This window comes from Arthrobacter sp. AG367 (assembly GCF_007828995.1).
GTDB lineage: Bacteria > Actinomycetota > Actinomycetes > Actinomycetales > Micrococcaceae > Arthrobacter.
On record NZ_VIVE01000003.1, the window covers coordinates 349,183 to 373,695 of the forward strand.

Genomic DNA, 24,513 nt, shown 5'->3' on the forward strand with positions numbered 1-24,513 from the left:
GATAGCGCAGTTTGTGAAAATCTTCACTAACTTGCCCCCCGGTCCGTAACGTGCGGATTACTGCGCGATTGCACCTGTTCCACTACCCCTGTCTCCGGCTCCTCCCGGGCAAGGGCCGGGTTCCGGGCAGCCCTCCGGAGCGAGATGCCGGCAGCAGCGATGATCGCCACGAACAGGACGGCAAAACCGATCACGACGGCGGCGCCGATGGCAGTGTCGCGCTGAGAGGGTGCCTTGGCGGCCGGGACGGTGGCGTCCGGCAGCGTGGGTGCCGCGATGGGCGCTGAGGTGGCGGTGGGCTGGGGAGTTGCAGGCGCGGCGTTGCCGCGCCGGTGCACGCGGATCCATTCGGCTACGGTGCCCAACGGGTTCACCGACACCTGGGGGACGTCGGCCTTGAGCGCGGCCTCGGCGTTCAGGATGCCATAGCCGTACAGCGGGTCCTTGCCCGGAGGGCCGGCATCCTTTGCCGTGGAGACGATCCTGTTGATCACCTGTTCGGCGCTCATGTCCGGCCACTTGGACCGGATCAGGGCGGCGACGCCGGAAACGATGGGCGTGGACCCGGAGGTCCCGGCCCACTCCGCGTAGCTCCCGCCGGGGAGGCCGCCCAGGAGGTTCTCTGCGGGGGCAGCCACCCCGATGCTGATCCCCTGCGATGAGGCGTCCACGCTGGCCACGTTCTTCCGGTCCAGGCCCGCCACGGTGAGTACGCCGGGGATGGTGGCGGGGGCGCCCACCTGGGTGTTGCCGCCCACGCGGTTGCCCGCGGCGGCAACGATGACCACGTCCTTTTGTTCTGCGTACAGGAACGCGGCGTCCCAGCTTTGCGGCCACTGCGGGGTGGTGCTGCCCAGCGAAATGTTGATCACCTTGGCGCCGTTGTCCACGGCCCAGCGGACGGCCTCGGGAATCTGGTCCTGGTCGCTTTTGCCCGAGGGGTTGGCCGAGCCCAGCCAGGTGGAAACGGACAAAAGCTGGGCCTCCGGCGCCACGCCCATGATCCCGTCCGGCGGAGTGCCGGGCTGCCCGGGACCCGGGCTGGGGCTTGCACTGGCCGGCTGGTGTCCGCGGCCGGCCAGCATGGTGGCCACCAAGGTGCCGTGTTCGGGTTTGGAGCCGACGCTTTTCTGGCCGTCGGGCTGGCCGGAGCCCGAGGCGTCGTAACCGCCGACGACCGCGCCTTTGAGGTCCGGGTGCTGGGCGTCGATGCCGCTGTCAATGACGGCCACCTTGACGCCGGCACCTTTTGACACCTCCCAGGCCTTGGTAATACCGGAGTCTGCCAGCCAGTATTCCTTGTCGCGCCATTCGTCGGCGTTTGCGGCGGGTGCAGTGAAGAGGCCGGCGCACAGGCAGGACGCTGCCAGGAGGACGGCTACGGCGGCGGCCGCCGCACGGGGCAGGAGCGGGATGGAAGCTGGGGTGGAGTGCATGGCCTAACCGATGCTCAGCGCGATGCCGTCGAGGATGTCGTGCTCGCTTGCGGTGGCCGCGGTGATGCGCCCCCCGGTCAGCTCCCCCATCCGTTCCAGGATGCGGCGCCATACCAGTCCCCCGGCGCCGATGACGTCCACGCGTCCCGGGTGCATGTACGGCAGTGCCGCGCGGCGCGCCCGGGTCATGCCCAGCAGGTCGGTGGCGGCGGCGCGGACTTCCCCGATGGGGAGTTCGGCGCCGTGGATTGCGGCGGGGGAATACCCGGGCAGGCGGAGCGCGTGCGCGGTAATGGTGGTGACGGACCCGGCAACACCGACGACGGCGGTGGCACGTTCCAGCGGTACGTCGCGCCCGGCGCGGGCCATGGCAGCGTCCACGTCGGCTTCCGCGGCAGCGATCTGTTCGGCGGTGGGAGGATCGTTGCGCAGGTGCCGTTCGGTGAGCCGGACACAGCCGATGTCCACGGACTTTGCCGCGGTTACCCCGGCTGCAGTGCCGAGGACGAATTCGGTGCTTCCGCCGCCGAGGTCCACCACCAGCACCTGGTGGCCGTCGAGGATGGGCAGGACGCTGCTGGCGCCGGCGAATGACAGTGCCGCTTCCTCGTCCCCGGAGATCACCTCAGGTTCCACTCCCAGCAGGTCCCTGATGCCGTCCACGAAGACGTCCCGGTTGCGCGCATCGCGGCTTGCGGAGGTGGCCACAAAGCGGATCCGCTCCGCGCCGCGCTCCTTGATCAGCCGGGCGTAGTCAGCCGCTGCGGCAAAGGTCCGGTCCAGCGCCTCCGGGGCCAGTTCGCCGGTAGCATCCACGCCCTGGCCCAGCCGGACCACGCGCATCTCCCGGACGACGTCGGTGAGGTTCGCGGCGCCGCTGCTGCGGTCGATGTCCGCAATCAGCAGCCGGATGGAGTTGGTGCCGCAGTCTATGGCGGCCACGCGGGTCATTCGGCGGCCTCTGCGGCGCCGGCGGACTTCCGCACGGGGGCAGGGCGCCCCACGATGTCCGGCAGGCCCTGCGGTCCGTGGCGGCTGAGGTCCCTGGACGGTGCCTCGCCTGTGGTGTCCCAGGCACCGTCGCAGTAACACCTGTCCGCCGTCCACCATTCGCTGATCATGTCAAGCGCCTGGTCGCCTAAGGGATTGACGCCGCTGCCTGCCGCCAGGGAGTGGCCCACCAGGACGTGCAGGCATTTGACGCGCGTGGGCATCCCGCCGGCGGAGACGCCGTCGATTTCAGGCACAGCGCCGATGCCCGAACGCTCCCCGATGGCCGCGCGGGCAGCGAGGTACTCCTCGTGTGCTGAGCGGTAGGCAGCCGCGAGCCCGGCATCGCCTGCCAGTTGTTCATTCATGCTGTTCATGACGCCGGCCGCTTCAAGCCTGGAAACCGCGGATGTGATCACCGGGTGCGTCAGGTAGAAGGTGGTGGGAAAGGGGGTGCCGTTGCTGAGGCGCGGGGCGGTGGCAGCCACCAGGGGGTTTCCACAGACGCAGCGCGCCGGAATCTCCACGACGTCGCGGACGGGGCGTCCCAGCTGCCTGCTCAGTACTTCAAGGTCGTGTGCTGTCGGTTGGCGGGATTCGTCCCGGGCGGCTGCCGTGTTGTGTTCCATGTTCGCGGGCCGTCCTTCCTGTGCGGTTCAGTCTGTGGCCGCGCGCCTGATGGACTCCCACAGGGAATCCACCCACGGCAGATCGGCGGGGTCTTGTGCTGCTGCGCCGGCGGGGCTACTGCTTTCTCCGGCCGGCTCATCGCTGCCAAAAACCCAGTAGCCGGTTTCGCCCGGCATAACCATGTTAATGCGGTCGCGGGCCTGCTGTTTGACGTAGTTGGGGTCCTGCCACCGCGAAACCTGCTGCCGGAGGGCATCGCCTTCCGCCTGGCGTGCGGCGATATCGGCGTTCAGCGCGTCGATTTCGGCCTTTTTGTCGAAGAAGATCTTCACCGTGGGCGCCAGCATGATGGTGATGGCAATCATCACCACGGCCAGCGCCAGCATGCGGCCGGAGAACGCCTTGGCGGGGACAGGGTGCTGATCCTCATCGCCGTCCCGGACGCTCTTGCCGTCAACGGAACTGCTGCCCTTGCGTGCGGCGGAAGGCCCGGACTTGGCTGCCTGCCCTGCCTTCGCCGCGGCCTTGCCCGCAGTTCCACGCCCCGGGTTATCGCCCGCCGGTGCTTTGTCCGTCGTAGCGGCGCCCTTGCCCGGCCGGAAATCCGCCCGGATGACCTCGGCACCGCCGGCGGATCCGTCGTCGGCCGTTTCCTTGGCTGGACGGGCGGGGGCGACCTTGGGAACTTTGGGGCGGCGGGTAGCCATGACACTCCTGAAACGCAGCCTGCCTGGGCAGCCACTATCTGTGCTGGACAAACACTGCTGAAACAAATGCTGCTGGAAACAACAGCGGTGGCTATGGTCTTTCAACCATAGCCACCGCGGATGGGTTTAGGCGGTTACTAGCCCTTGAAACGCGGGAACGCGCTGCGTCCGGCGTAGCGTGCGGCGTCGTCGAGTTCCTCTTCGATGCGCAGCAGCTGGTTGTACTTGGCGACGCGCTCGGAGCGGGCCGGGGCGCCGGTCTTGATCTGGCCGGCGTTGGTGGCCACCGAGATGTCGGCGATGGTGGTGTCCTCGGTTTCGCCGGAGCGGTGCGAGGTGATGGTGGTGTAGCCGGCGCGCTGGGCCAGGCTGACGGCGTCCAGGGTCTCGGTCAGGGAACCGATCTGGTTGACCTTGACCAGCAGGGAGTTGGCGGTCTTGGTGTCGATGCCGCGCTGCAGGATGGAGGGGTTGGTGACGAACAGGTCGTCGCCCACCAGCTGGACCTTGTCGCCGATGGTGTCGGTGAGGGTCTTCCAGCCTTCCCAGTCGTTCTCGTCCAGCGGGTCTTCGATGGAGACCAGCGGGTAGTCGGCCACGAGTTCGGCGTAGTAAGCGCTCATCTCGGTGGCGGAGAGCGCTTTGCCTTCGAACTGGTAGGCGCCGTCCTTGAAGAATTCGGAGGAGGCAACGTCCAGGGCCAGGGCGATGTCCTTGCCCGGGGTGTAGCCGGCGTTCTTGATGGCTTCCTGGATCAGGTCCAGTGCTGCACGGTTGGACGGCAGGTTCGGGGCGAAGCCGCCTTCGTCGCCGAGGCCGGTGGACAGGCCCTTTTCCTTGAGCACGGACTTGAGGTTGTGGTACACCTCGACGCCCCAGCGCAGGCCCTCGGAGAAGGTCTCGGCGCCGATCGGGGCGATCATGAATTCCTGGATGTCGACGTCGGAATCGGCGTGGGATCCACCGTTGAGGATGTTCATCAGCGGCACGGGCAGGACATGCGCGTTGGGGCCGCCCAGGTACTTGTAGAGCGGCAGGTCGGCAGAGGCCGCGGCTGCGTTGGCGACCGCCAGGGAGACGCCCAGGATGGCGTTGGCGCCCAGCTTGCCCTTGTTGGGGGTGCCGTCCAGGTCCAGCATGGCCTGGTCGATGCTGCGCTGGTCGGTGGCGTCGAAGCCGGTCAGGGCGGGGGCAATCTGGTCGATCACGGCGTCGACGGCCTTCTGCACGCCCTTGCCGAGGTAGCGGCCCTTGTCGCCGTCGCGCAGTTCGACGGCCTCGTGCTCGCCGGTGGAAGCGCCGGAGGGAACGGCCGCGCGGCCGATCTGGCCGTCGGAAAGCAGGACTTCAACTTCTACGGTGGGGTTGCCACGGGAATCGAGGATCTCGCGGGCGTGGATGGCATCGATAAGCGCCATGAATTTGCTCCTTATGGGCGATTAACGGGGGGAATCAGGCAAAAAACTCGACGTACTCGTCAGGGACTAGCGTAGTCGAGAGTGGTCCGGGTTACTCAAACCGGCCGGGGCCGTGACGTCATGATGGCGCGTGGCCGCCTTGGTAACGGCGGACCGCGGCACGGAGGGCACGCTCAGCGTCCATGCCGTTGTCACGGGCGGAACGCACGACGGCGAGCAGCAGGTTTCCGAGTTCCTCCTCGCTTTGAGGGACGGCAGCGCCGTCGGGAAGCCCGAGGCCCGCGCGGGCGGCACGGTCCAGCGACTTTTGGGCCTTGGCCAGCGCCGGGAGGGCCTCCGGGATGCCCTCAAAGGCGCTGGGCCGCTCCGGGCGTTCGGCCCGCTTGACCTCGTCCCACTTCTGCTCGATCTCCTCAACGGTGGCCGGGAAGCTCTCCTGCAGGGAACCGTCAGGTTGGAACACGTGCGGGTTCCGGCGGATCATTTTGGCAGCCAGGCCGCGCGCCACGTCGTCGAACTTGAACGCACCGCGTTCCTCGGCCAGCCGGGCGTGCAGCACCACCTGGAGCAGGACGTCGCCCAGCTCGCCCTGGAGTTCGGCGTCGGGGTGGCCCTCCTCGATGGTTTCGGCCACCTCGTACGCCTCCTCCAGGAGGTACTCCACCAGCGAGGCGTGTGTCAGGGCGCCCATCCAGGGACAGTGCTCACGCAGCTGCCCTATGACAGTGACGAGCCTCCCGACGGGCGCCTGGTCAGCCAAGGTTGGCGTAGGCGTCGTTGATGTATTCCACCAGCGCTTCCTTTTCCTCCAGGGGCAGGAAGGACGCTTCGGCGGCATTGAGGGTCAGCTCCAGCAGGTCGTCGAGGTCGTAGTCGAAGGTTTCCACCAGCAGGTTGAACTCGTCGGTCAGGGTGACGCCGCTCATCAGGCGGTTGTCCGTGTTGATGGTGACGTTGAAGCCCAGCTGGTAGAGCATGTCCAGCGGGTGGCTCTCGATGCCCTCACCGAATTCTGCAATCGCGCCGGTCTGGAGGTTTGAGGACGGGCAGATTTCCAGGGCGATGCCGCGGTCGCGGATCCAGCTGGAGAGGTCCCCGAGGGTGACCAGGCCAACAGTGTCCCCGGCTTCCCCGTCGTCGTCGAATTCCACCATGATGTCCTCGGCGATCCGGACGCCGTGGCCCAGGCGGAGGGCGCGGCCGTCCACCAGCGCGGACTGGATGCTCTCCAGCCCGGCCGCCTCGCCGGCGTGAACCGTGGCAGGGAAATTGTGCTGGGCCAGGTAGGTGAAGGCGTCCCTGAAGCGGCTGGGCAGGAAGCCGTCCTCGGCCCCGGCGATGTCAAAACCCACTGCGCCCTTGTTGCGGTGGCGGACGGCCAGTTCGGCGATCTCCTGGCCACGGTCGGCGTGCCGCATGGCGGTGATCAGCTGGCCCACCTGGATTTCGCGGCCACTTTCGGACACGGCTTCGACGCCGGCCTCCAGGCCATCCTGAACCGCTTCCACGGCTTCATCAAGGCTCAGGCCCTTCTGGAGGTGCTGCTCGGGGGCCCAACGCACTTCGCCGTACACCACGCCGTCGTCGGCGAGGTCCTCAACGAACTCCTTCGCGACGCGGAACAGACCGTCGTAGGTCTGCATCACGGCAACGGTGTGGTCGAACGTCTCCAGGTAGCGGACCAGGGATCCGGAATCCGCTGACTCCCGGAACCACTGCCCCAGGGCCACCGGGTCGGTCGAGGGGAGCGTGTGGCCTACGGCCTCCGCCAGTTCGATGATGGTGGCCGGACGGAGTCCTCCGTCCAGGTGGTCGTGAAGGGAAACCTTGGGCAGGCTCTTCAGGTCAAAATCGATGGCAGGGGCAGCGTCAACAATAGGCTCAGTCACGTTCCCACCTTAGGGTGGGCCAGAGTTCAAAGCCAGCCGTTCAAAGCCCGGCGCTACTTGGCCGCGGGACCGGCCTCTGCCGACGGCATTACAAGGGCCTGGGTGCCGGGTCGTCCCTCGTGGCCGGAGCCGGAGGTTTCATCGCTCCACCCGTCCGCGTCAGGTGCGTCGTTCCGGCCCAGCCGTTTGTGCCACCAGCGCAGCAGGTGGTCAATGACGATGCCCAGGACAATCGCGAACACGACGGCGATACCCGCGCTCAGCAGGGGGTTGTGGTGCAGCCAGGGGAACGAGCTGGCCAGCACGCCGATACCAAGGGAGTAGCCCACCCAGGTGACGCAGGCGAAGGCGTCGAAGACGAAGAACCTGCGGTGCGAGAAGCCGGTGCTGCCGGCGACGTAGTTGACCGCCACCCGGCCCCAGGGGATGTAGCGGGCGGTGAAGATCAGTACGGCACCCCGCTTCTCAAGCTCATACCGCGCCCAGGAGAAGACCTTCCGGACTTTGGGCCGGCGCATCCACCCCCACCGGTCCAGGCCAATCTTCCGGCCGAGCATATAGGCCATGTTGTCGCCGCAGATGGCGCCGACCAGGGCCGTCAGGCCCAGGATCCAAAGATTGGGCTCGCCGCTGTGACGGGAAAAAGCCGCCAGCGCAACGATCAGCGTCTCACTGGGGACCACCATGGCGAAGCCGTCCACGAAGAAGAACACCAACAGGACGGGGTAAATCCACCATTGGCCCGCTGCATGGAGCACGGCCTCATTAATAAACTCCACGCGGTGTTGCTCCTGTATAAAAAATGACACAGCCAAAGTGCCGCAGCCAAAGCGGAAATCGTTCCTAAGTGTCCCATGCGGGAGCCGCAATGCGCTACGCCCCGAAGCCCGGAATTACAGGTTAAACGCGCCGGTCAGGCACCGGGTTCCCGGATCCGCTCCACGACGTTGGGTTTGCCCCGGAATTTGTTGATTACCAGGTCCACCACAATGCCCAGGGCCACGGCGCACACGATGGCGATTGCCGCGCCCAGGAGGTGGTTGTCCTCGAACCACTGGCCGAAGAAAAGCCCGATCGCCACCGAGTAGCCGGCCCAGAGGCTGGCCGACAGGATGGTCAGGCCCACGAACCGAAGATGCGGGTAGTGGGTGACGCCGGCGGTCAGGTTGACCGCCACCCGCCCGATAGGGACAAAGCGGGCCACCAGGATCAGCGAGGCGGGACGCTTCCGCAGTTCGCGGCCCGCCCAGCGGAACGCGCTTTGCATCCGCGGGCCGCGCATCCAGGCCCAGCGCCCGGTGCCCACCCGCCGGCCCAGGAGGTAGGCGATGTTGTCACCGGAGAAGGCACCGGCGGCCGCCACCAGGGCCAGGAGCAGCGGGTTGGGCACATCGGCGGTGGCGGCGACGGCTGCAAGGCCCACCACCACGGATTCGCTGGGGACGGGCGGGAAGAAGCCGTCAATGATGCAGCAGGCCAGCACCAGTACCAGCACCCAGGGCTGCCCGGCTGCGGCGAGGATGAAGTCATTGATGGCCTGCATTGGTGCCTATGCTATGCGGTCGATGATGAGCTGCTGGGCAGGCCGCGAACCTTCCGGAGCGATGACCACGGCATGTTCAAGGGCTTCCCTGGCCCGCGCGAACCGCTCAGGGGTGTCCGTGAGCAGGGTCATCAGGGGTTCCCCGGCGCGCACTGTGGCGCCGGGCTTTGCGTGCATGCGCACTCCCGCCCCCGCCTGGACCGCATCCTCCTTGCGGGCACGTCCGGCGCCCAACCGCCAGGCGGCCACCCCTACGGCGAGTGCATCCAGTTCCACCAGCACACCGTCCGCCGGAGCGTAAACGACGTCGGATTCCCTGGCCACCGGCAGCGCGGCCCGGGGGTCGCCTCCCTGGGCGGCGATCATCCGGTTCCAGACGTCCATGGCCCGGCCGTCCTTGAGGGCAGCAGCGGGGTCGGCGTCATGCACTCCTGCGCAGGCGAGCATTTCCTCGGCGAGCCGGACGGTCAGTTCCACAACGTCATCGGGACCGCCGCCCGCCAGCACCTCCACTGATTCCTCCACCTCGATGGCGTTGCCGGCGGTGAGCCCCAGCGGGGTGTTCATGTTGGTCAGCAGCGCCACCGTGTTGACCCCCGCATCCTTGCCCAGCGCCACCATGGTCCCGGCGAGTTCGCGGGCTTTGGCCTCGTCTTTCATGAACGCGCCGCTGCCCACCTTAACGTCCAGGACCAGCGAGCCGGTGCCCTCGGCGATCTTCTTGCTCATGATGGACGACGCGATCAGCGGGATGGCCTCCACGGTGCCGGTCACGTCGCGCAGGGCGTAGAGCTTCTTGTCCGCCGGCGCCAGGCCCGCTCCGGCGGCGCAGATCACAGCCCCCACGTCCTGGAGCTGGGCCAGGATCTCGTCATTGGAGAGGTTGGCCCGCCACCCGGGAATGGATTCCAGCTTGTCCAGGGTTCCGCCGGTGTGCCCCAGACCACGGCCTGACAGCTGCGGAACGGCCACGCCGAACACTGCGACGAGCGGGGCCAGCGGCAGGGTGATCTTGTCCCCCACACCGCCCGTTGAATGCTTGTCCGTGGTGTACTTCAGGCCGCCATCGGGGCGCCGGAGGCTGGAGAAATCCATCCGTTCGCCGGAGGCAATCATTGCGGCGGTCCACCGGGCAATTTCGGCGCGATCCATGCCGTTGAGCAGGATGGCCATGTTCAGGGCTGCCATCTGTTCATCCGCGATCGCTCCGCGGGTGTAGGCATCGATGGTCCAGTCGATCTGTTCGGGGCTCAGCGTTCCCTTGTCCCGCTTGGTGCGGATGATGTCAACGGCGTCGAACGCCTCAGTCCTGCTCTCGTTCACCGGGTCTCCTCCAGGTGTTCGGGACCAAAGGCGTCGGGCAGCACCTGGTCCATGGTTTTGATGCCCTGGGTAGTCATGAGCTGCATATCCGGGGCGCGGAATTCGTACAACAGCTGCCGGCACCGGCCGCAGGGCATGAGGATGTTCCCCGCCCCGTCAACGCAGTAGAACGCTCGGAGCAGGCCTCCGCCGGTCATGTGCAGGTTTCCCACCAGGGCGCATTCCGCGCAGAGCGTCAGCCCGTAGCTGGCGTTCTCCACGTTGCAGCCGCTGACAATCCGGCCATCCCCGGTCAGGGCCGCGGCTCCCACCGGGAACTTCGAGTACGGGGCGTAGGCGTTCTTCATGGCGGCGACTGCGGCCGCCTCCAGGGCGGCCCAGTCCACCGGCTGCGTGCCGGCCATGGCTGTCATCCCTTGACGTAGGGGATGCCGCTGGCGGCCGGGCCCCTGGATTTGCCTACCAGGCCGGCGACGGCGAGGACGGTCACCAGGTAGGGCAGCATGGCCATGAACTGGCTGGGCACCGGGGTGCCGATGATGGTCACGATGCTCTGCAGGTTGTCGGCGAAACCGAACAGGAGTGCCGCGAAGAAGGCGCCCACCGGGTTCCAGCGGCCAAAGATGAGGGCGGCCAGCGCGATGAAGCCGCGGCCGCCGGAAATCTCCTTGGTGAAGCTGTCGATCGCTACCAGGGTGAAGAAGGAGCCGCCAATTCCGGCAACGGCACCGCCCAGGGTCACGTTCCAGAACCGCGTGGCGTTGACGTTGATGCCAAGGGTATCTGCGGCCTGGGGGTGCTCCCCCACTGCCCGGACGCGCAGGCCCCACCTGGTCTTGAACAGGCCTACCCAAACCACCGCGACGGCCACATACATGAGGTAGCCCACCAGCGACTGCCGGAACAGGATGGGGCCGATGATGGGGATGCTGGAGAGGATGGGGATGTCGATGACGTCCAGCCCCGGCGGTGAGTTGAACTGGGCTTTGTTGGCCTGCATCACGGTGCTGAAGAGGAAGCCCGTCACCCCTGAGACCAGGACGTTGAGGACGACGCCAACGATGATCTGGTTCACCAGGTACTTGATGCTGAACAGCGCCAGCACCATGGACACGACCGCCCCGGCAATGGCCGCGGCCAGCAGCCCGATGAAGGCGTTCTTTGTCATGCTGGCAACGATGGCTGCGGTGAATGCACCGCCCAGGAGCTGTCCTTCAATGGCGATGTTGACCACGCCCACCCGCTCGCACAGGACACCGGACAATGAACCGAACACGAGCGGAACCGCAAGCGTGACGGACCCGGCGATGAGCCCCGCCAGCGAGATGGCGGGGGTGCGGGCCCCGCCCACCACCCAAATAAGGAAGGCCGCCACGAAGATCACGATGAACGTGACCGCCAACCAGCCCGGAGCCGGCTGGTTCTTGGTCTTCAGGTAGACGGCGTATCCTGCCAGCGCCATGAGCACTACCGACAGTACGATGCCGCCGGCAAACGCATTGATCTCCAATGCAGGCAGCTGGAAGAAGTCGCCGCCGGTGGAGATGCCAAAGCTGGCCGTCTGGCTGGGCGCCAGGAATCCGAAGAACACCAGGGAGACCAGGGCGAAGACAGCGAGCAGGACGGGAGTCTTCCAGCTGACGGGTTTGCCCGCCGGCGCTGCGGAAGGGGCGTCCGCCTTGGGCCCTCCGGGCTGGGGTTTGCCCGGCCTGGACGATGAAACTGTTGTGCTCATGCGGCACCTCCGGTAGTGGCTGCCTGCCCGGACTTGGCTGCGCGCGCGGGCTTCCTGCGCCGCGGGTTCAGTCCAAAGACGGCCCGCACCAGCGGCGGCGCGGCAATGAAAAGGACAATCAGGGACTGGACCACCAGGACGATGTCGATGGGGGTGCCGGTCTGGATCTGCATCTGGACCGCCCCGGCGCGGAAGGCGCCGAACAGCAGGCCGGCAGCGAAGGTGCCCCACGGCGTCGAACGTCCCAGCAAGGCGACCGTGATGGCGTCAAAGCCGTACGTGGCGGCGACTCCGTCCGTGAGCACCTTCTCCGTGCCCGCGACCTGGGCCACGCCTGACATGCCTGCGAGCCCGCCGGCGATGGCCATGACCAGGACGGTGGAGCGGGAGACGTTGATGCCGGCGGTCTGGGCTGCCTTGGGGTTGGCGCCCACGGCACGGAACTCGAAGCCCACCGTGGACCGGTTGAGGAGCCACCACACCAGGACTGTGGCCGCGATGGCCAGAATGAAGCCAAGGTGCAGCCGGTACTGGCTGCCCAGGATCTGGGGGTAGACAGCGCTGGGATCCAGGATGGGCGAAATGGGGTTCGACTCCCCCGGCCGCTGGAACGCCGGGGTATTCAGCAGGTAGCGCAGGAAGTACAGCGCGATGTAGTTGAACATAATGGTCAGGATGACTTCGTGGGCTCCGGTGCGGGCCTTCAGCAGGCCGGCGAGGCCGCCCCAGAGGGCGCCGCCAATGATGCCGGCCACCAGCACCAGCAGCAGGTGCAGGCCGAACGGCAGGTGCAGGGCGAAGCCCACCCAGGCCGCCAGGATGCCGGCCACGATGATCTGCCCCTGGGCGCCGATGTTGAAGAGCCCGGCCCGGAACGCCAGCGCCACGCCCAGGCCGGCCGTGATGAGCGGCGTGGCGATGGTGAGGGTCTCCATGAAGGGTGCGAACTGTGCGGCCAGCCCATTGCCGCGGGGGTTGAACACCGAGCCTTGGAACAGCGCTATGTAGGAGCGCGTGGCAGCATTCCATACGGCCGTCAGCATGTCGGTGGGCCGGGCGAAGAAGTAGCCGGCGGTGGTGGCCACCTGCTTGTCGGTGCTCGCGATGAGCAGGCCGCCAATGATCAGCGCCAGCAGCACTGCCAGCACGGACACCATGCCGCTTCCGGTGAAGATCCTGCGCAGGACGGTGTCGGAGCCGCCGGGAAGCAGTCCGCTTTGGGCCGTGGCTGGAACAGCCGAGGGCTGCATCGCCCCGCCGGCGGTGTCGACGGCCACTACTGCGGCCGTTTCCTCCGCAGCATTTTGGCCGGCGGCAGACCCGGCGCCGGGCTGTTCGTTGTCGACGTGCCGGCTTTCGTCTGCGTGTTTGGGGGAAGGCTGGTCAGGCATGGTCGGCTCCCTCGGCGTTGGAGGTGGCGGCCGGGGTGCCGGCCGGCGGGGTGTGTGCGTGTTCTTCCGGCGGGATGCCAGCCATCATGAGGCCAAGGACGTCCCGGCTGGTTCCGGCGGGGACAGTGCCCACCAGCTTGCCTTTGTAGAGCACCGCAATGCGGTCCGCCAGTTCCATGACTTCGTCCAGTTCGGTGGAAATGATCATCACCGGGGTCCCTTGGTCACGCTCCGCGACAATCCGCCGGTGCAGGAACTCGATGGAACCCACGTCCACGCCGCGGGTGGGCTGGGAGGCGATGAACAGGCGCAGTGGACGGGAAAGTTCGCGGGCCATCACAAGTTTTTGCTGGTTGCCGCCGGACAGGGTCCCGGCGGCGGCTGCGGCGGAGGGTGTGCGGACATCGAATTCGCCGATGCGCGCCTTGGCATTCTCCATGATTTTCGCAGGGCTCATGCTGATCCCCTTGGCGAAGGGCGGCTTGTCATAAAGATCAAGGATCAGGTTCTCCGCCACGGAGAAGGTGCCCACCAGCCCGTCCACCTTGCGGTCTTCGGGAACGAACCCGACGCCGGCCTGCAGGACTTCCTTGACGGACCGGCCCACGAGCTCCTTGCCGTCCAGGACAATGGAACCGGTGACCCGCTCCTGCAGGCCCAGGATCGCTTCGGTGAGTTCGGTTTGCCCGTTGCCCTGGACGCCGGCAACGGCCAGGATCTCGCCGCGCTTGATGTGGAAGCTGAGATGGTCCACGACGTGCTGGCCGTTGGGCGCGATGACGGTGAGGTCGCGGACTTCGAAGGTGGTGTCCTTGGGCTGGGCCGGAGCCTTGTCCAGGGTCAGGCTTACGGCACGGCCCACCATCATCGAGGCAAGTTCGGTGGTGGAGGCGGCGGGATCGGCCGTGCCCACTACCTTGCCCCGCCGGATCACGGTGATGGTGTCCGAGACTTCCTTGACCTCGCGCAGCTTGTGCGAAATGAAGACGATGGAGGTTCCGCGCGACTTCAGCTGGCGCATGATATCCAGGAGCTCGTCGGTCTCCTGCGGAGTCAGCACGGCGGTGGGCTCATCCAGGATCAGCACCTTGGCGTTGCGGACCAGTGCCTTGATGATCTCCACCCGTTGCTGCACGCCCACCGGCAGGTCCTCCACCAGGGCGTCCGGGTCCACATCGAAGCCGTATTGGTCCGAGATTTCCTTGATGCGCTGCCGGGTCTGGTCCAGGTTGAGGAACCCGGCCGCCTTGGTGGGTTCGGCGCCCAGCGCTACGTTCTCGGCCACGGTGAAGACCGGCACCAGCATGAAGTGCTGGTGCACCATGCCGATCCCTGCCGCCATTGCATCGCCCGGGCCCCGGAACGTGACGGGCTTGTCATCGATGAGGATTTCGCCTTCGGACGGCTCATACAGCCCGTAGAGCACATTCATCAGGGTGGATTTCCCCGCCCCGTTTTCACCAAGGAGGCAGTGGATCTGTCCCGGCTCAACCACCACGTCTATGTGGTCGTTGGCCAGGAGCGTGCCAAAACGTTTGGTGATCCCTCTGAGTTCAAGTTTCAAAACTCTGACCAATCTCGAAGCGTCCGGTGATCGACCGGACGGGATATATGGCTGCAGCACCAGCCTAGTGGCTGCAGTCCCGGGAGGAGCCGGCCGGGCGCTGTAAACGTTCGGCCAGCAAAAAGCGCCACCGGCCGGCCAGTGGGTGACGGACCGGCGGTGGCGCTTCCTGTGGTGGATCAGGCCTTGGGGCTGGCTGCGGACTCGACCTTCAGCTTGCCGTCGACGATGTCCTTCTTGATCTTCTCGAGGTCGGACTTCACGTCGGCGGGGACCTGGGAGTCGAGGTCGTGGAAGGGTGCCAGCTGCACGCCGTCGTTGGCAAGGGTGCCAACGTACGGGGTGTTGTTGAACTTGCCGTCCTTGTCCTCAGTGACAACGGTCTCCACGGCCTCGCCCATCTGCTTCATGACAGAGGAGAGCATGATGCCCTTGTAGTCCGGGGCGGTGAGGTAGCCGTCCGAGTCAACCCAGATCAGCTTGACGTCCTTGCCGGCAGCCTTGGCCTCGTTAAGCGCGGCTCCTGCGCCCTTGCCCACGGGACCGGCCACGGGCATGACGATGTCCGCACCCTGGTCCAGGAAGTTCTTGGTCAGCTGCTTGCCCACGTCCTGCTTTTCGAAGTCGCCGGTGAAGCTGCCGTCCTGGGCATCCTTGTTCCAGCCGAGCAGCTTGACGTTCTTGCCCTTCTGCTGGTTGTAGTACTTCACGCCGTCGGCGTAGCCGTCCATGAAGATGGTCACGGTGGGGATCTTGATGCCGCCGAAGGTGGCCACGGTGCCGGTCTTGGTGGTTCCTGCAGCCAGGTAGCCGGCGAGGAAGGCCGCCTGCGCGGTGTCGTAGATGATCGGCTTGACGTTGCTGATGGGCTTGTCGTAGCCAAAGTCGATGATGGCGAAGTGCTTGTCCGGGTTGGCGGTGGCCTGGGCCTTGGTGGCGTCGCCGAGCAGGAAGCCCACCGTGATGGTCAGGTTGCAGCCGGCCGTGACCATGGCCCGCAGGTTGGGTTCGAAGTCGTTATTGGTCTTCGACTCGATCTGGTTGACCTTGATGCCAAGGTCCTTCTCGGTCTTCTTCAGGCCCTCGTAGGAGGACTGGTTGAAGGACTGATCGTCGAATCCACCGGAGTCCGACACGATGCAGCCCGTGTAGTCGCTGGCACCTGCGGATGAGGTGCTTCCGGCTTCGGGGGCTGCACCGCAGGCGGTGAGCACAAGCGCGGACGCACCGAGGGTGGCCACTCCGGCCATTGAACCGCGCTTGAAGCTGGCACGCAGTGATTTCTTCAATTTTCCTCCAGGGATGATGCGAGTGGCGCTACGGGCTGGAATTCAATGAGTGTCCGTTTCGGCGCTGAAATTCTGTTTTCACTGAAGGCACGCAGCACTGCGCCGGAGCGCACTGATGGCACTTACTTTAGTGGCCTGCGCCACGTCCCCATAGCACGCCAGGAGCCCAGCCGGGAGATTGTTTACAAGTTGTTACCAAGCAGTAGGGACACCGCGGATGCGGTGTCCCTACTGCTTGTGCGTGATGGTGGCGGCTACAGCCGGACGAGCATTTTCCCGGTGTTTGCGCCGTCCAGGAGGTCCATGAAGGCCTGCGGCGCGTTCTCCAGTCCGTCAACAATGGTCTCGTCGTAGCGCACGGTCCCGTCCGCCAGCCAGCCGGCCATTTTCTCCGCAAACTCCGCCGCGTGCTGGCGCTGCCCGCCCACCAGGAAGCCCCGGAGGGTGAGCTGCTTCCCGATAGCCTGCATCAGGTTGTGGGGTGCAGGAGTGGGTTCGGTTGAGTTGTACTGCGCGATGGCGCCGCACATTGCCACCCGGCCGCCCACGTTGAGGACCGACAGGGCTGCCTCGAGGTGCTCGCCGCCCACGTTGTCGAAGTAGACGTCAATGCCGGCCGGGCCGGCCGCCTTTTCCAGTTGCCCGACAACGGGACCGTCATGGTAGTCGAACGCGGCGTCGAAACCGAGCTCCAGGAGCCGGGCCACCTTGGCGGGCGAGCCAGCCGAGCCGATGACCCGGGAGGCGCCCATGGCTTTGGCGATCTGTCCCACCAGCGAGCCCACGGCACCCGCCGCGCCCGAAACGAACACGGCGTCGCCCGGCTTGAATTCGGCAACCTTCAACAGACCGGTGTAGGCCGTCAGCCCGGTCATGCCCAGGGCACCCAGGAAAGCGGACGCCGGGGCCAGGTCAGTGCGGGCGGGGGTGGCAGAAGCGCCGTCGACCACCGCATACTCGCGCCAGCCAAGCGGATGCACGACGACGTCGCCCTCCTGGTGTGCGGACGACCGGGACGCCATCACCTCGCCCACCGCCCCGCCGTCGAGCGCCTTGCCCACGGCGAAGGGCGCGGAGTAGGACTTGACGTCATTCATCCTGCCCCGCATGTACGGGTCTACGGACATGAAGAGGTTCCGCACCAGGATCTGGCCGTCTTCGAGTGCGGGCAGCGGAGACTCGGCAAGTTCGAAGTTCTCATTGGACGGGCGTCCCTCGGGGCGCGAAGCCAACCGGATTTCGCGGGTGGTGGTTGCAAGGGCTGTGCTCATGCTGCGTACTCCAGGATCTTGAGGTCGACGTTGATGTTGCCGCGGGTGGCGTTGGAATAGGGGCAGACCTGGTGCGCCTTGGCCACAAGGTCTTCCGCCGTGGCGAGGTCCAGGGCGGGCAGGGCGATTTCCAGTTCGGCGGCCAGCCCGAAGCCGGCTCCGCTCTCCAGCTGCCCCAGGTGGATTTTCGCTGCCACTGCCGAGTCCGTCAGGTCAGCGCCTGCCTTGCGGCCGACCAGGCGCAGTGCGGAATGGAAGCAGGCGGCATACCCGGCGGCGAAAAGCTGTTCGGGGTTGGTGCCGTGGCCGCTGCCGCCGAGTTCGACCGGGCTGGCGAGATCCACTGCGAGCCTGCCGTCGTTGCTGCGTGCAGCGCCGTCGCGCCCTTCGCCCGAGGCCAGCGCCTCGGCGGTGTAGAGAGTCTTCACGAAAAAATCCGTCCTGTAGATGGGATGGTGCAGTATTCGGGTTCACAGCGATTCATGCAGGGCAGCCGTGAGCTTGCCCAGGGTGGTCCGCAGCTGTTCGAGTTCGTCCAGCGAAAGTCCTGCGGCATCGGCCAGCCGCTGCGGAATGGCGCTGGCCGCGCCGCTGAGGTTCCGCCCGGCATCCGTCAGGTGGATGGCGACGCGGCGTTCGTCCTCGCCGGACCGCCGCCGTTCCACCAGCCCCAGGGCTTCCAGGCGCTTAAGGAGCGGCGACAGGGTGCCGGTGTCGAGGCCAAGTTCCCCGCCGAGTTCCTTCACGCCCCGGGGTTCGCTTTCCCACAGGACCAGCATCACCAGGTACTGCGGGTAGGTGAGCCCCAGTTGGTCCAGCACGGGCCGGTAGACGGCGGTGGCGGCACGGGAAGCTGAGTACAGGGCAAAACAGACTTGCCGGTCCAGGCGGGGTGCTTCGGTCATACAGAAACGATAGCCCACAATTAAGTTGTGCACAACTTACTGCAGGTGGGGCAGCCCCTGTTGCGCCGCCGTCGGCATGCGAACGACGGCGGCAGGGCACCTTTACGGCCGGGCTCTGCCAGGCGCGCCCCCAGGCCAAAGAGGTTACGGAAGCGGTGCCTGCTCGAGGTCCCGGATGGTCCGCAGCGCCGCTGCGGTGAGGACCCGGATGCCCAGGCCAAGGGCGCGCTCGTCCAGGATGTAATCGCCGCGGTGGAGGTCGTAGTCCTCACCGCCCGGCGTCTTGGTGCCCAGCCGCATCATGGCTCCCGGAAGTTCCGCCAGGAACCAGGCAAAATCCTCGCCGCCCATGGACTGCGGCGTCAGCACCACGGCGCTCTCGCCGATTTCGGCCCGGGCGGCAGCTTCGATGATGGCTGTCTCGTGTTCCGAGTTCACCACCGGCGGCACCCCCCTGGTGTGCTCCAGGTGGACGTCCACGCCGTACGGTGCGGCCACCTGGTGGACCACTTCGTCAAGGAGTTCGCCGGCAGCGTGCCAAGCGTCGCGGTCCAGGCAGCGCATGGTCCCGGCCATGTAGCCGCTGCCGGGAATCGCATTGGGTGCCGAGCCCGCGGTGATCTGGCCCCACACCACGGAGACGCCGCTGCGGACGTCCACCCGGCGGGACAGCACGGCCGGTACGTTCACGGCGATCTGGGCCAGCGCGAACACCAGATCCTCGGTGAGGTGCGGGCGCGACGTGTGGCCGCCACGGCCGGAGAGTTCGATCCGGATGGTGTCCGAAGCCGAGGTAATGGCACCAATCCGCGTTCCCACCTTGCCCACCTCAATCCGGGGGTCGCAATGCAGGGCCAGGATCCGGGGGACGCCCTCCAGGACGCCCTGTTCGATGCAGGCGTGCGCGCCGCCGGGCATCGTTTCCTCGGCAGGCTGGAAGATGATCCGGACGGTGGCCCCAAGGGGTGCCTCCTGGTGCATCCGGTTCAATACCAGGGCGATGCCCAGCATGGTGGTGGTGTGCACGTCATGGCCACAGGCGTGCGTGACGCCGTGATTCTTCGACGCGAACGGCAGGCCCGTCTCCTCGATGATGGGCAGGGCGTCAATGTCGCCGCGCAGCGCCGTGGCGATGGGACCTTCGCCCACGTCCACGGTCAGCCCGGTGCCTTCCAGGCGGCGGGGACTCAGGCCGGCGGCTTCGAGCCGCTCGGCAAGCTTGTCCGTGGTGCGGAACTCCTTGAAGGACAGCTCCGGGTGCGCATGCAGGTCCCGCCGGAATTCGATCAGTTCCGGCAAAAGCGGTTCAAGCCAGGGAGCCACCAGGGCGGTGGGCTCGGCTTCAGTAGTGTAGTTGCGCACTGTTTCACTCTAGCGAGGGTGCCGGCTTTAGTGCCCATTCACTGACGCCTCATTACATTCCGGAGACTGCCGGCACCGGTGGCGCCGGCAGGTTCCGGGTCAGAGGACGTCCGTGTCGCCGCTTGCCTTAAGTGCGTCGACGGCAGCCTTGACGCGCTGGGAATTGGCCATGGTGGTCACCAGCAAAGCGTCCGGGGTATCCACGATGACCACGTCCTGGATGCCGATCAGGGCGATCACGCGCTTGGTGTCGGTAACCACAACGCCGCTTGAGTTCTCGGTGAACACGCGGGCACCTTCGCCGAGGACGGTGACGTCGTCCACTTCCTTGGCACTGTTGAGGCGGCCAACGGAGGCGAAGTCGCCAACATCGTCCCAGCGGAAAGTTCCGGGAACGACGGCGACGTCCCCGGCTTCGGCGGCGGGCTCGGCCACTGCGTAGTCGATGGCGATCTTCGGCAGGGTGGGCCAGATGCGTGCCGTGACCTCGTCGCGCCGGGGGGTGTCCCACGCCCGGGCGATTTCCTGCAGCCCCTGGAACAGTTCGGGCTGGTTCGCCTCAAGGTGCTTGAGCATCAACGCCACCGGTGCCACGAACATGCCGGCGTTCCACACGTAGTCGCCACTGTCCACGTACTGCTGGGCCACCACTTCGTCCGGCTTTTCGACGAACTCCACCACGTCGTGGGCGCTGGGCGCGCCTTCAATGTGCAGGGCCTTGCCGGAGCGGATGTAGCCGAAGCCGGTGGACGGGTGCGTGGGCTTGATGCCGATGGTGACGATCTTGCCGGTGGCAGCGGTGTGGATGGCTTCGCGGACGGCCTGCTGGAACAGATCATCCGGGCTGATCACCTGGTCGGCTGCGAAGGAACCCATGATGGTGTCGGGATCGCGCTCGTGCAGGATCGCCGCCGCAAGGCCGATGGCGGCAGCGGAGTCCTTTGGCTCCGACTCGAGGACAAGGTCGGCGTCCTGCACCTCGGGCAGCTGGCGGCATACGGCGTCGCGGTGCGCCCGGCCGGTCACCACCAGCATCCGGTTGCCCGCCAAAGGGTGCAGCCGGTCATAGGTGGCGCGCAGCAACGTGCTGCCCGATCCCGTGAGATCGTGAAGGAACTTGGGAGCTGCTGCACGTGACAGGGGCCAGAGGCGGGTCCCCACTCCGCCTGCCGGAATCACCGCGATGAAGCGGTCAAGGGGTGAAGCCGGGCTTGTCACTTTGTCTGTACTCATCACGGCTACTTTAGCGGAACGGCCCCAACCGGCTCCTTTGGCGACACATCAGACCTGCGTTTTGCGGCGCCGTCGTACCCAAAAGCCTGCAGGGATGTGGCGTTCGTCTCATTTCCCCGGAAAATCCGCTCCAGTACTGGGCACCAAGAATCTCCGAAATTGAATAAGCTGTTAGCGGAGCCTAGATTTAGGCCTGAGCTACGAGTGCTCTCGCAGCAGGCGTTCCCCCCGCATGGATCTCATGCCAGCGCCGCTGTGTTGCAGGGAGGTTTATCAGTGCCGACAAAACCAGCTGGCACCTTGTACCGCGGCCGTGAAGGCATGTGGTCCTGGGTAGGACACCGCATTACCGGTGTAGTGATCTTTTTCTTCTTGTTGGTCCACGTCCTGGACACCTCCTTGGTGCGTGTGTCACCGGAGGCCTACACCGCTGTGATCGGCGCCTACAAGAACCCCCTGATGGCGCTGGGCGAGACCGGCCTTGTTGCCGCGATCGTGTTCCACGCCTTCAACGGCCTGCGGATCATTGCGGTCGACTTCTGGAAGAAGGGCGCAAAGTACCAGCGGCAGATGCTGTGGGCAGTCCTGGCCCTTTGGGTCGTGACCATGGTCGCCTTCTCCATCCGCCACCTATCCCTCGCCCTCGGAGGTCACTAAGCCATGACTGCAACGATCGAGAGCCCCCGCAGCGGGCGGATCGCCCCCCAGTACCGCCGCAGCAGCGGCTCACGGGGCAACTTCGAGATGATCGCCTGGCTGTTCATGCGTCTCTCCGGCGTAGTGCTGGTGGTCCTCATCTTCGGCCACCTGTTCGTGAACCTCATGGTGGGCGAAGGCATCCACGCCATTGACTTCGGCTTCGTGGCCGGCAAGTGGGCAGACCCGTTCTGGCAGTTCTGGGACCTGGCCATGCTCTGGCTGGCAATGCTGCACGGCACCAACGGCGTCCGGACCATCATCAACGACTACGCAGAGAAGACGTCCACCCGCCGCTGGCTGAAGACCGTCCTCTACGCGGCCGCCGTCGTCATCATCCTCCTCGGCACGCTGGTCATCTTCACCTTCAACCCGTGCCCCGTGGTGAACGGCGTTGCCCTTCCGGGTGGATTCTGCCCTGCCTAGAACTGGCACAACCCCGGGCCCGCGGGCTTTTCCGCGGGCCCTGTTTTGCGGAGCAGGCAAAGCCGCCCCGTTGTTTTATAGCGAATTTTGAGAGAAAGAGCGTCTGGTATGCAGGTCCATAAGTACGACGTCGTCATCGTCGGTGCCGGTGGCGCTGGCATGCGCGCCGCGATCGAGTCCGGTCAGCGCGCGCGCACAGCAGTACTGACCAAGCTCTACCCCACCCGCTCGCACACAGGTGCGGCCCAGGGTGGCATGTGCGCAGCCCTTGCCAATGTCGAGGAAGACAACTGGGAATGGCACACGTTCGACACCGTCAAGGGCGGCGACTACCTGGTTGACCAGGACGCCGCGGAGGTCATGGCCAAGGAAGCCATCGACGCCGTGCTGGACCTGGAAAAGATGGGCCTGCCCTTCAACCGCACCCCCGAGGGCCGCATCGACCAGCGGCGCTTCGGTGGCCACACCCGCGACCACGGCAAGGCTCCGGTCCGCCGTGCATGCTACGCCGCGGACCGCACCGGCCACATGATCCTGCAGACCCTGTACCAAAACTGCGTCAAGCACAACGTTGAGTTCTACAACGAGTACTACGTCCTGGACCTGCTGACGGTCGAAGAGGATGCTGTCCGCGAAGACGGGACGCCCTACAAGCAGAAGCGCGTGGCCGGCGTCGTCTCCTACGACCTCGCCTCCGGTGAACTGCACGTGTTCCAGGCCAAGTCCGTGGTGTTCGCCTCCGGTGGCGCCGGCAAGGTCTTCAAGACCACGTCCAACGCCCACACCCTGACCGGTGACGGCATGGGCATCGCCTTCCGCCGCGGCATCCCCCTGGAGGACATGGAGTTCTTCCAGTTCCACCCCACCGGCCTGGCCGGGCTGGGCATCCTGCTGTCCGAGGCCGCCCGCGGTGAAGGTGCCATCCTCCGCAACTCGGAGGGTGAGCGCTTCATGGAGCGCTACGCCCCCACCATCAAGGACCTGGCACCGCGCGACATCGTGGCCCGCTCCATGGCCAACGAAGTCCGCGAAGGCCGCGGCTGCGGCCCGAACAAGGACTACGTCCTCCTGGACCTGACCCACCTGGAGCCGGCGCACATCGATGCGAAGCTGCCGGACATCACCGAGTTCGCCCGCACCTACCTGGGCGTGGAACCGTACACCGAGCCGGTGCCCGTGTTCCCCACCGCGCACTACGCGATGGGCGGCATCCCCACGAACATCGAAACCGAAGTGCTCCAGGACAACGACACCGTGGTCCCCGGGCTCTACGCCGCCGGTGAGGTGGCCTGCGTGTCCGTCCACGGTTCCAACCGTCTTGGCACCAACTCGCTCCTGGACATCAACGTGTTCGGCAAGCGTGCCGGCATCGCTGCCGCGGAATACGCCAAGACCGCCCAGTTCGTGGAACTGCCGGAGAACCCGCTGGCCTACACCACCGAACTGCTGGACATTGCCCGCAACGGCACCGGCGACGAAAAGGTGGCGCAGATCCGCAAGGAACTGCAGGACACGATGGACGCCAACATGCAGGTGTTCCGTACGGCGGACACCCTGAACCAGGTGCTGCGCGACATCGCATCCTTCGAGGAGCGGTACAAGCGCATCAACGTCCAGGACAAGGGCAAGCGCTTCAACCTGGACCTGCTCGAGGCCGTTGAGCTCGGCTTCCTGCTGGAACTGGCCAAGGTCATGACCGTGGCCGCCCTGCACCGTGAGGAATCCCGCGGCGGACACTTCCGCGAGGACTTCCCCGAGCGTGACGACGAGAAATTCATGAAGCACTCCATGGCGTACAAGGATGACCATGCGCCGGCTGACGGATCGGCGGAGTCAATCGCCGGTATCCGCCTCGCCACCAAGCCGGTTGTCTTTACCCGCTACGAGCCGATGGTGAGGAAGTACTAAGATGACCGCTGAAATCGCTGAGCCAGCCTCAAAGGTTGAACTTCCTGCCGGCGTTGGCGGGGGTGGGGAAATCCCCACGTTCGACGTCCACATGCGGGTCCGCAGGTACAACCCGGAGGTTTCCGAGGAAGCCACCTGGGATGATTTCCACCTGACCATGTACGGCACGGACCGTGTCCTGGATGCCCTGCACAAGGTGAAGTGGGAGATGGACGGCACCCTGTCCTTCCGCCGCTCCTGCGCCCACGGTGTGTGCGGCTCTGACGCCATGCGCATCAACGGCCGCAACCGCCTTGCCTGCAAAACGCTGCTGAAGGACCTGGACACGTCCAAGCCCATCACCGTGGAGCCCATCAAGGGTCTGCCGGTGGAGAAGGACCTGATCGTGGACATGGAGCCCTTCTTCCAGTCGTACCGCGAAGTCATGCCCTTCCTGATCAACAAGGGCCACGAGCCCACCCGGGAACGCCTCCAGTCCGCGGAGGACCGGGAGCGCTTTGACGACACCACCAAGTGCATCCTCTGCGCCGCGTGCACGTCCTCCTGCCCCGTGTTCTGGACGGACGGGCAGTACTTCGGCCCCGCCGCGATCGTCAACGCACACCGCTTCATCTTCGATTCCCGTGATGATGCCGGCGACATGCGCCTGGAGATCCTCAACGACAAGGAAGGCGTGTGGCGCTGCCGCACCACCTTCAACTGCTCCGAGGCATGCCCCCGCGGCATCCAGGTCACGCAGGCCATTGCGGAAGTCAAGCAGGCCATCCTGGCCCGCAAGATCTAGGCACGTTCACCAA

General features: G+C 66.1%; 24 protein-coding genes. 4 read left to right on the forward strand and 20 right to left on the reverse strand.

Annotation, left to right across the window (positions count from 1 at the left end):
* Positions 1-26: 26 nt before the first annotated feature.
* From FB478_RS11295 to FB478_RS11390, 20 genes are all read right to left on the reverse strand, one after another.
* Positions 27-1,436 carry a S8 family serine peptidase gene (locus FB478_RS11295; RefSeq protein WP_018770195.1) on the reverse strand — a complete coding sequence of 470 codons (1,410 nt, stop codon included), beginning with the start codon at positions 1,434-1,436 and terminating at the stop codon, positions 27-29.
* A 3-nt stretch (positions 1,437-1,439) separates the two neighbouring features.
* Positions 1,440-2,387: a Ppx/GppA phosphatase family protein gene (locus FB478_RS11300; protein WP_018770196.1), complete on the reverse strand. Its 948-nt coding sequence runs from the start codon at positions 2,385-2,387 to the stop codon at positions 1,440-1,442.
* Positions 2,384-3,055 (reverse strand): DUF501 domain-containing protein, encoded by a 672-nt coding sequence (locus tag FB478_RS11305; protein WP_018770197.1) that lies wholly within the window; start codon positions 3,053-3,055, stop codon positions 2,384-2,386. Before FB478_RS11305 ends, FB478_RS11300 begins: the two co-directional genes overlap by 4 nt.
* A gap of 27 nt (positions 3,056-3,082) precedes the next feature.
* Positions 3,083-3,763 carry a septum formation initiator family protein gene (locus FB478_RS11310; protein WP_018770198.1) on the reverse strand — a complete coding sequence of 227 codons (681 nt, stop codon included), beginning with the start codon at positions 3,761-3,763 and terminating at the stop codon, positions 3,083-3,085.
* Between the two features lie 137 nt (positions 3,764-3,900).
* Complete coding sequence (gene eno, locus FB478_RS11315; protein ID WP_018770199.1) at positions 3,901-5,181, reverse strand: phosphopyruvate hydratase; 1,281 nt, start codon at positions 5,179-5,181, stop codon at positions 3,901-3,903.
* A 118-nt stretch (positions 5,182-5,299) separates the two neighbouring features.
* Positions 5,300-5,872, reverse strand: a complete 573-nt coding sequence (locus FB478_RS11320; RefSeq protein WP_018770200.1) for a MazG nucleotide pyrophosphohydrolase domain-containing protein — start codon at positions 5,870-5,872, stop codon at positions 5,300-5,302.
* A 61-nt stretch (positions 5,873-5,933) separates the two neighbouring features.
* Entirely contained in the window at positions 5,934-7,070 is a 1,137-nt protein-coding gene (locus FB478_RS11325) for an adenosine deaminase (protein ID WP_018770201.1), read from the reverse strand.
* A 53-nt stretch (positions 7,071-7,123) separates the two neighbouring features.
* Positions 7,124-7,849 (reverse strand): DedA family protein, encoded by a 726-nt coding sequence (locus FB478_RS11330; RefSeq protein ID WP_144600470.1) that lies wholly within the window; start codon positions 7,847-7,849, stop codon positions 7,124-7,126.
* Between the two features lie 134 nt (positions 7,850-7,983).
* Complete coding sequence (locus FB478_RS11335) at positions 7,984-8,613, reverse strand: DedA family protein (RefSeq protein ID WP_018770203.1); 630 nt, start codon at positions 8,611-8,613, stop codon at positions 7,984-7,986.
* 6 nt (positions 8,614-8,619) lie between these two features.
* Positions 8,620-9,936 carry a thymidine phosphorylase gene (locus FB478_RS11340; protein WP_144600472.1) on the reverse strand — a complete coding sequence of 439 codons (1,317 nt, stop codon included), beginning with the start codon at positions 9,934-9,936 and terminating at the stop codon, positions 8,620-8,622.
* Entirely contained in the window at positions 9,933-10,340 is a 408-nt protein-coding gene (locus FB478_RS11345; protein WP_144600474.1) for a cytidine deaminase, read from the reverse strand. Before FB478_RS11345 ends, FB478_RS11340 begins: the two co-directional genes overlap by 4 nt.
* Before the next feature lie 5 nt (positions 10,341-10,345).
* The gene (locus FB478_RS11350) at positions 10,346-11,671 is read right to left on the reverse strand and encodes an ABC transporter permease (RefSeq protein ID WP_018770206.1); all 1,326 of its coding nucleotides are present in this window, start codon (positions 11,669-11,671) and stop codon (positions 10,346-10,348) included.
* A complete protein-coding gene (locus FB478_RS11355) occupies positions 11,668-13,062 on the reverse strand; it encodes an ABC transporter permease (RefSeq protein ID WP_144600476.1) in 1,395 nt (464 codons plus the stop codon). The genes FB478_RS11350 and FB478_RS11355 overlap by 4 nt, the downstream gene beginning before the upstream one ends.
* On the reverse strand, positions 13,055-14,626 hold the full coding sequence (locus FB478_RS11360; RefSeq protein WP_144600478.1) for an ABC transporter ATP-binding protein: 1,572 nt from the start codon (positions 14,624-14,626) through the stop codon (positions 13,055-13,057). Before FB478_RS11360 ends, FB478_RS11355 begins: the two co-directional genes overlap by 8 nt.
* A 179-nt stretch (positions 14,627-14,805) precedes the next feature.
* Positions 14,806-15,876, reverse strand: coding sequence for a BMP family protein (locus FB478_RS11365; RefSeq protein WP_051081395.1), 1,071 nt, complete (start codon positions 15,874-15,876; stop codon positions 14,806-14,808).
* Between the two features lie 293 nt (positions 15,877-16,169).
* Positions 16,170-17,186 carry an NADP-dependent oxidoreductase gene (locus FB478_RS11370; protein WP_018770210.1) on the reverse strand — a complete coding sequence of 339 codons (1,017 nt, stop codon included), beginning with the start codon at positions 17,184-17,186 and terminating at the stop codon, positions 16,170-16,172.
* Entirely contained in the window at positions 17,183-17,614 is a 432-nt protein-coding gene (locus tag FB478_RS11375) for an organic hydroperoxide resistance protein (protein WP_018770211.1), read from the reverse strand. Before FB478_RS11375 ends, FB478_RS11370 begins: the two co-directional genes overlap by 4 nt.
* Before the next feature lie 42 nt (positions 17,615-17,656).
* Entirely contained in the window at positions 17,657-18,091 is a 435-nt protein-coding gene (locus FB478_RS11380) for a MarR family winged helix-turn-helix transcriptional regulator (protein ID WP_144600480.1), read from the reverse strand.
* Positions 18,092-18,235: 144 nt separating this feature from the next.
* Positions 18,236-19,453, reverse strand: coding sequence for an amidohydrolase (locus FB478_RS11385; protein ID WP_018770213.1), 1,218 nt, complete (start codon positions 19,451-19,453; stop codon positions 18,236-18,238).
* Positions 19,454-19,552: 99 nt separating this feature from the next.
* Positions 19,553-20,686: a mannose-1-phosphate guanylyltransferase gene (locus FB478_RS11390; RefSeq protein ID WP_018770214.1), complete on the reverse strand. Its 1,134-nt coding sequence runs from the start codon at positions 20,684-20,686 to the stop codon at positions 19,553-19,555.
* 276 nt (positions 20,687-20,962) lie between these two features.
* Here FB478_RS11390 and sdhC point away from each other — a divergent pair, with 276 nt between their 5' ends.
* The 4 genes from sdhC (at position 20,963) to FB478_RS11410 (ending at position 24,500) form a co-directional block, all read left to right on the forward strand.
* Positions 20,963-21,343: a succinate dehydrogenase, cytochrome b556 subunit gene (gene sdhC / locus FB478_RS11395; RefSeq protein WP_081620212.1), complete on the forward strand. Its 381-nt coding sequence runs from the start codon at positions 20,963-20,965 to the stop codon at positions 21,341-21,343.
* A gap of 3 nt (positions 21,344-21,346) precedes the next feature.
* A complete protein-coding gene (locus tag FB478_RS11400; protein WP_018770216.1) occupies positions 21,347-21,808 on the forward strand; it encodes a succinate dehydrogenase hydrophobic membrane anchor subunit in 462 nt (153 codons plus the stop codon).
* A gap of 108 nt (positions 21,809-21,916) precedes the next feature.
* Positions 21,917-23,716 carry a succinate dehydrogenase flavoprotein subunit gene (sdhA, locus tag FB478_RS11405; protein ID WP_018770217.1) on the forward strand — a complete coding sequence of 600 codons (1,800 nt, stop codon included), beginning with the start codon at positions 21,917-21,919 and terminating at the stop codon, positions 23,714-23,716.
* Position 23,717: 1 nt separating this feature from the next.
* The gene (locus FB478_RS11410; protein WP_134164564.1) at positions 23,718-24,500 is read left to right on the forward strand and encodes a succinate dehydrogenase iron-sulfur subunit; all 783 of its coding nucleotides are present in this window, start codon (positions 23,718-23,720) and stop codon (positions 24,498-24,500) included.
* Positions 24,501-24,513 lie beyond the last annotated feature (13 nt).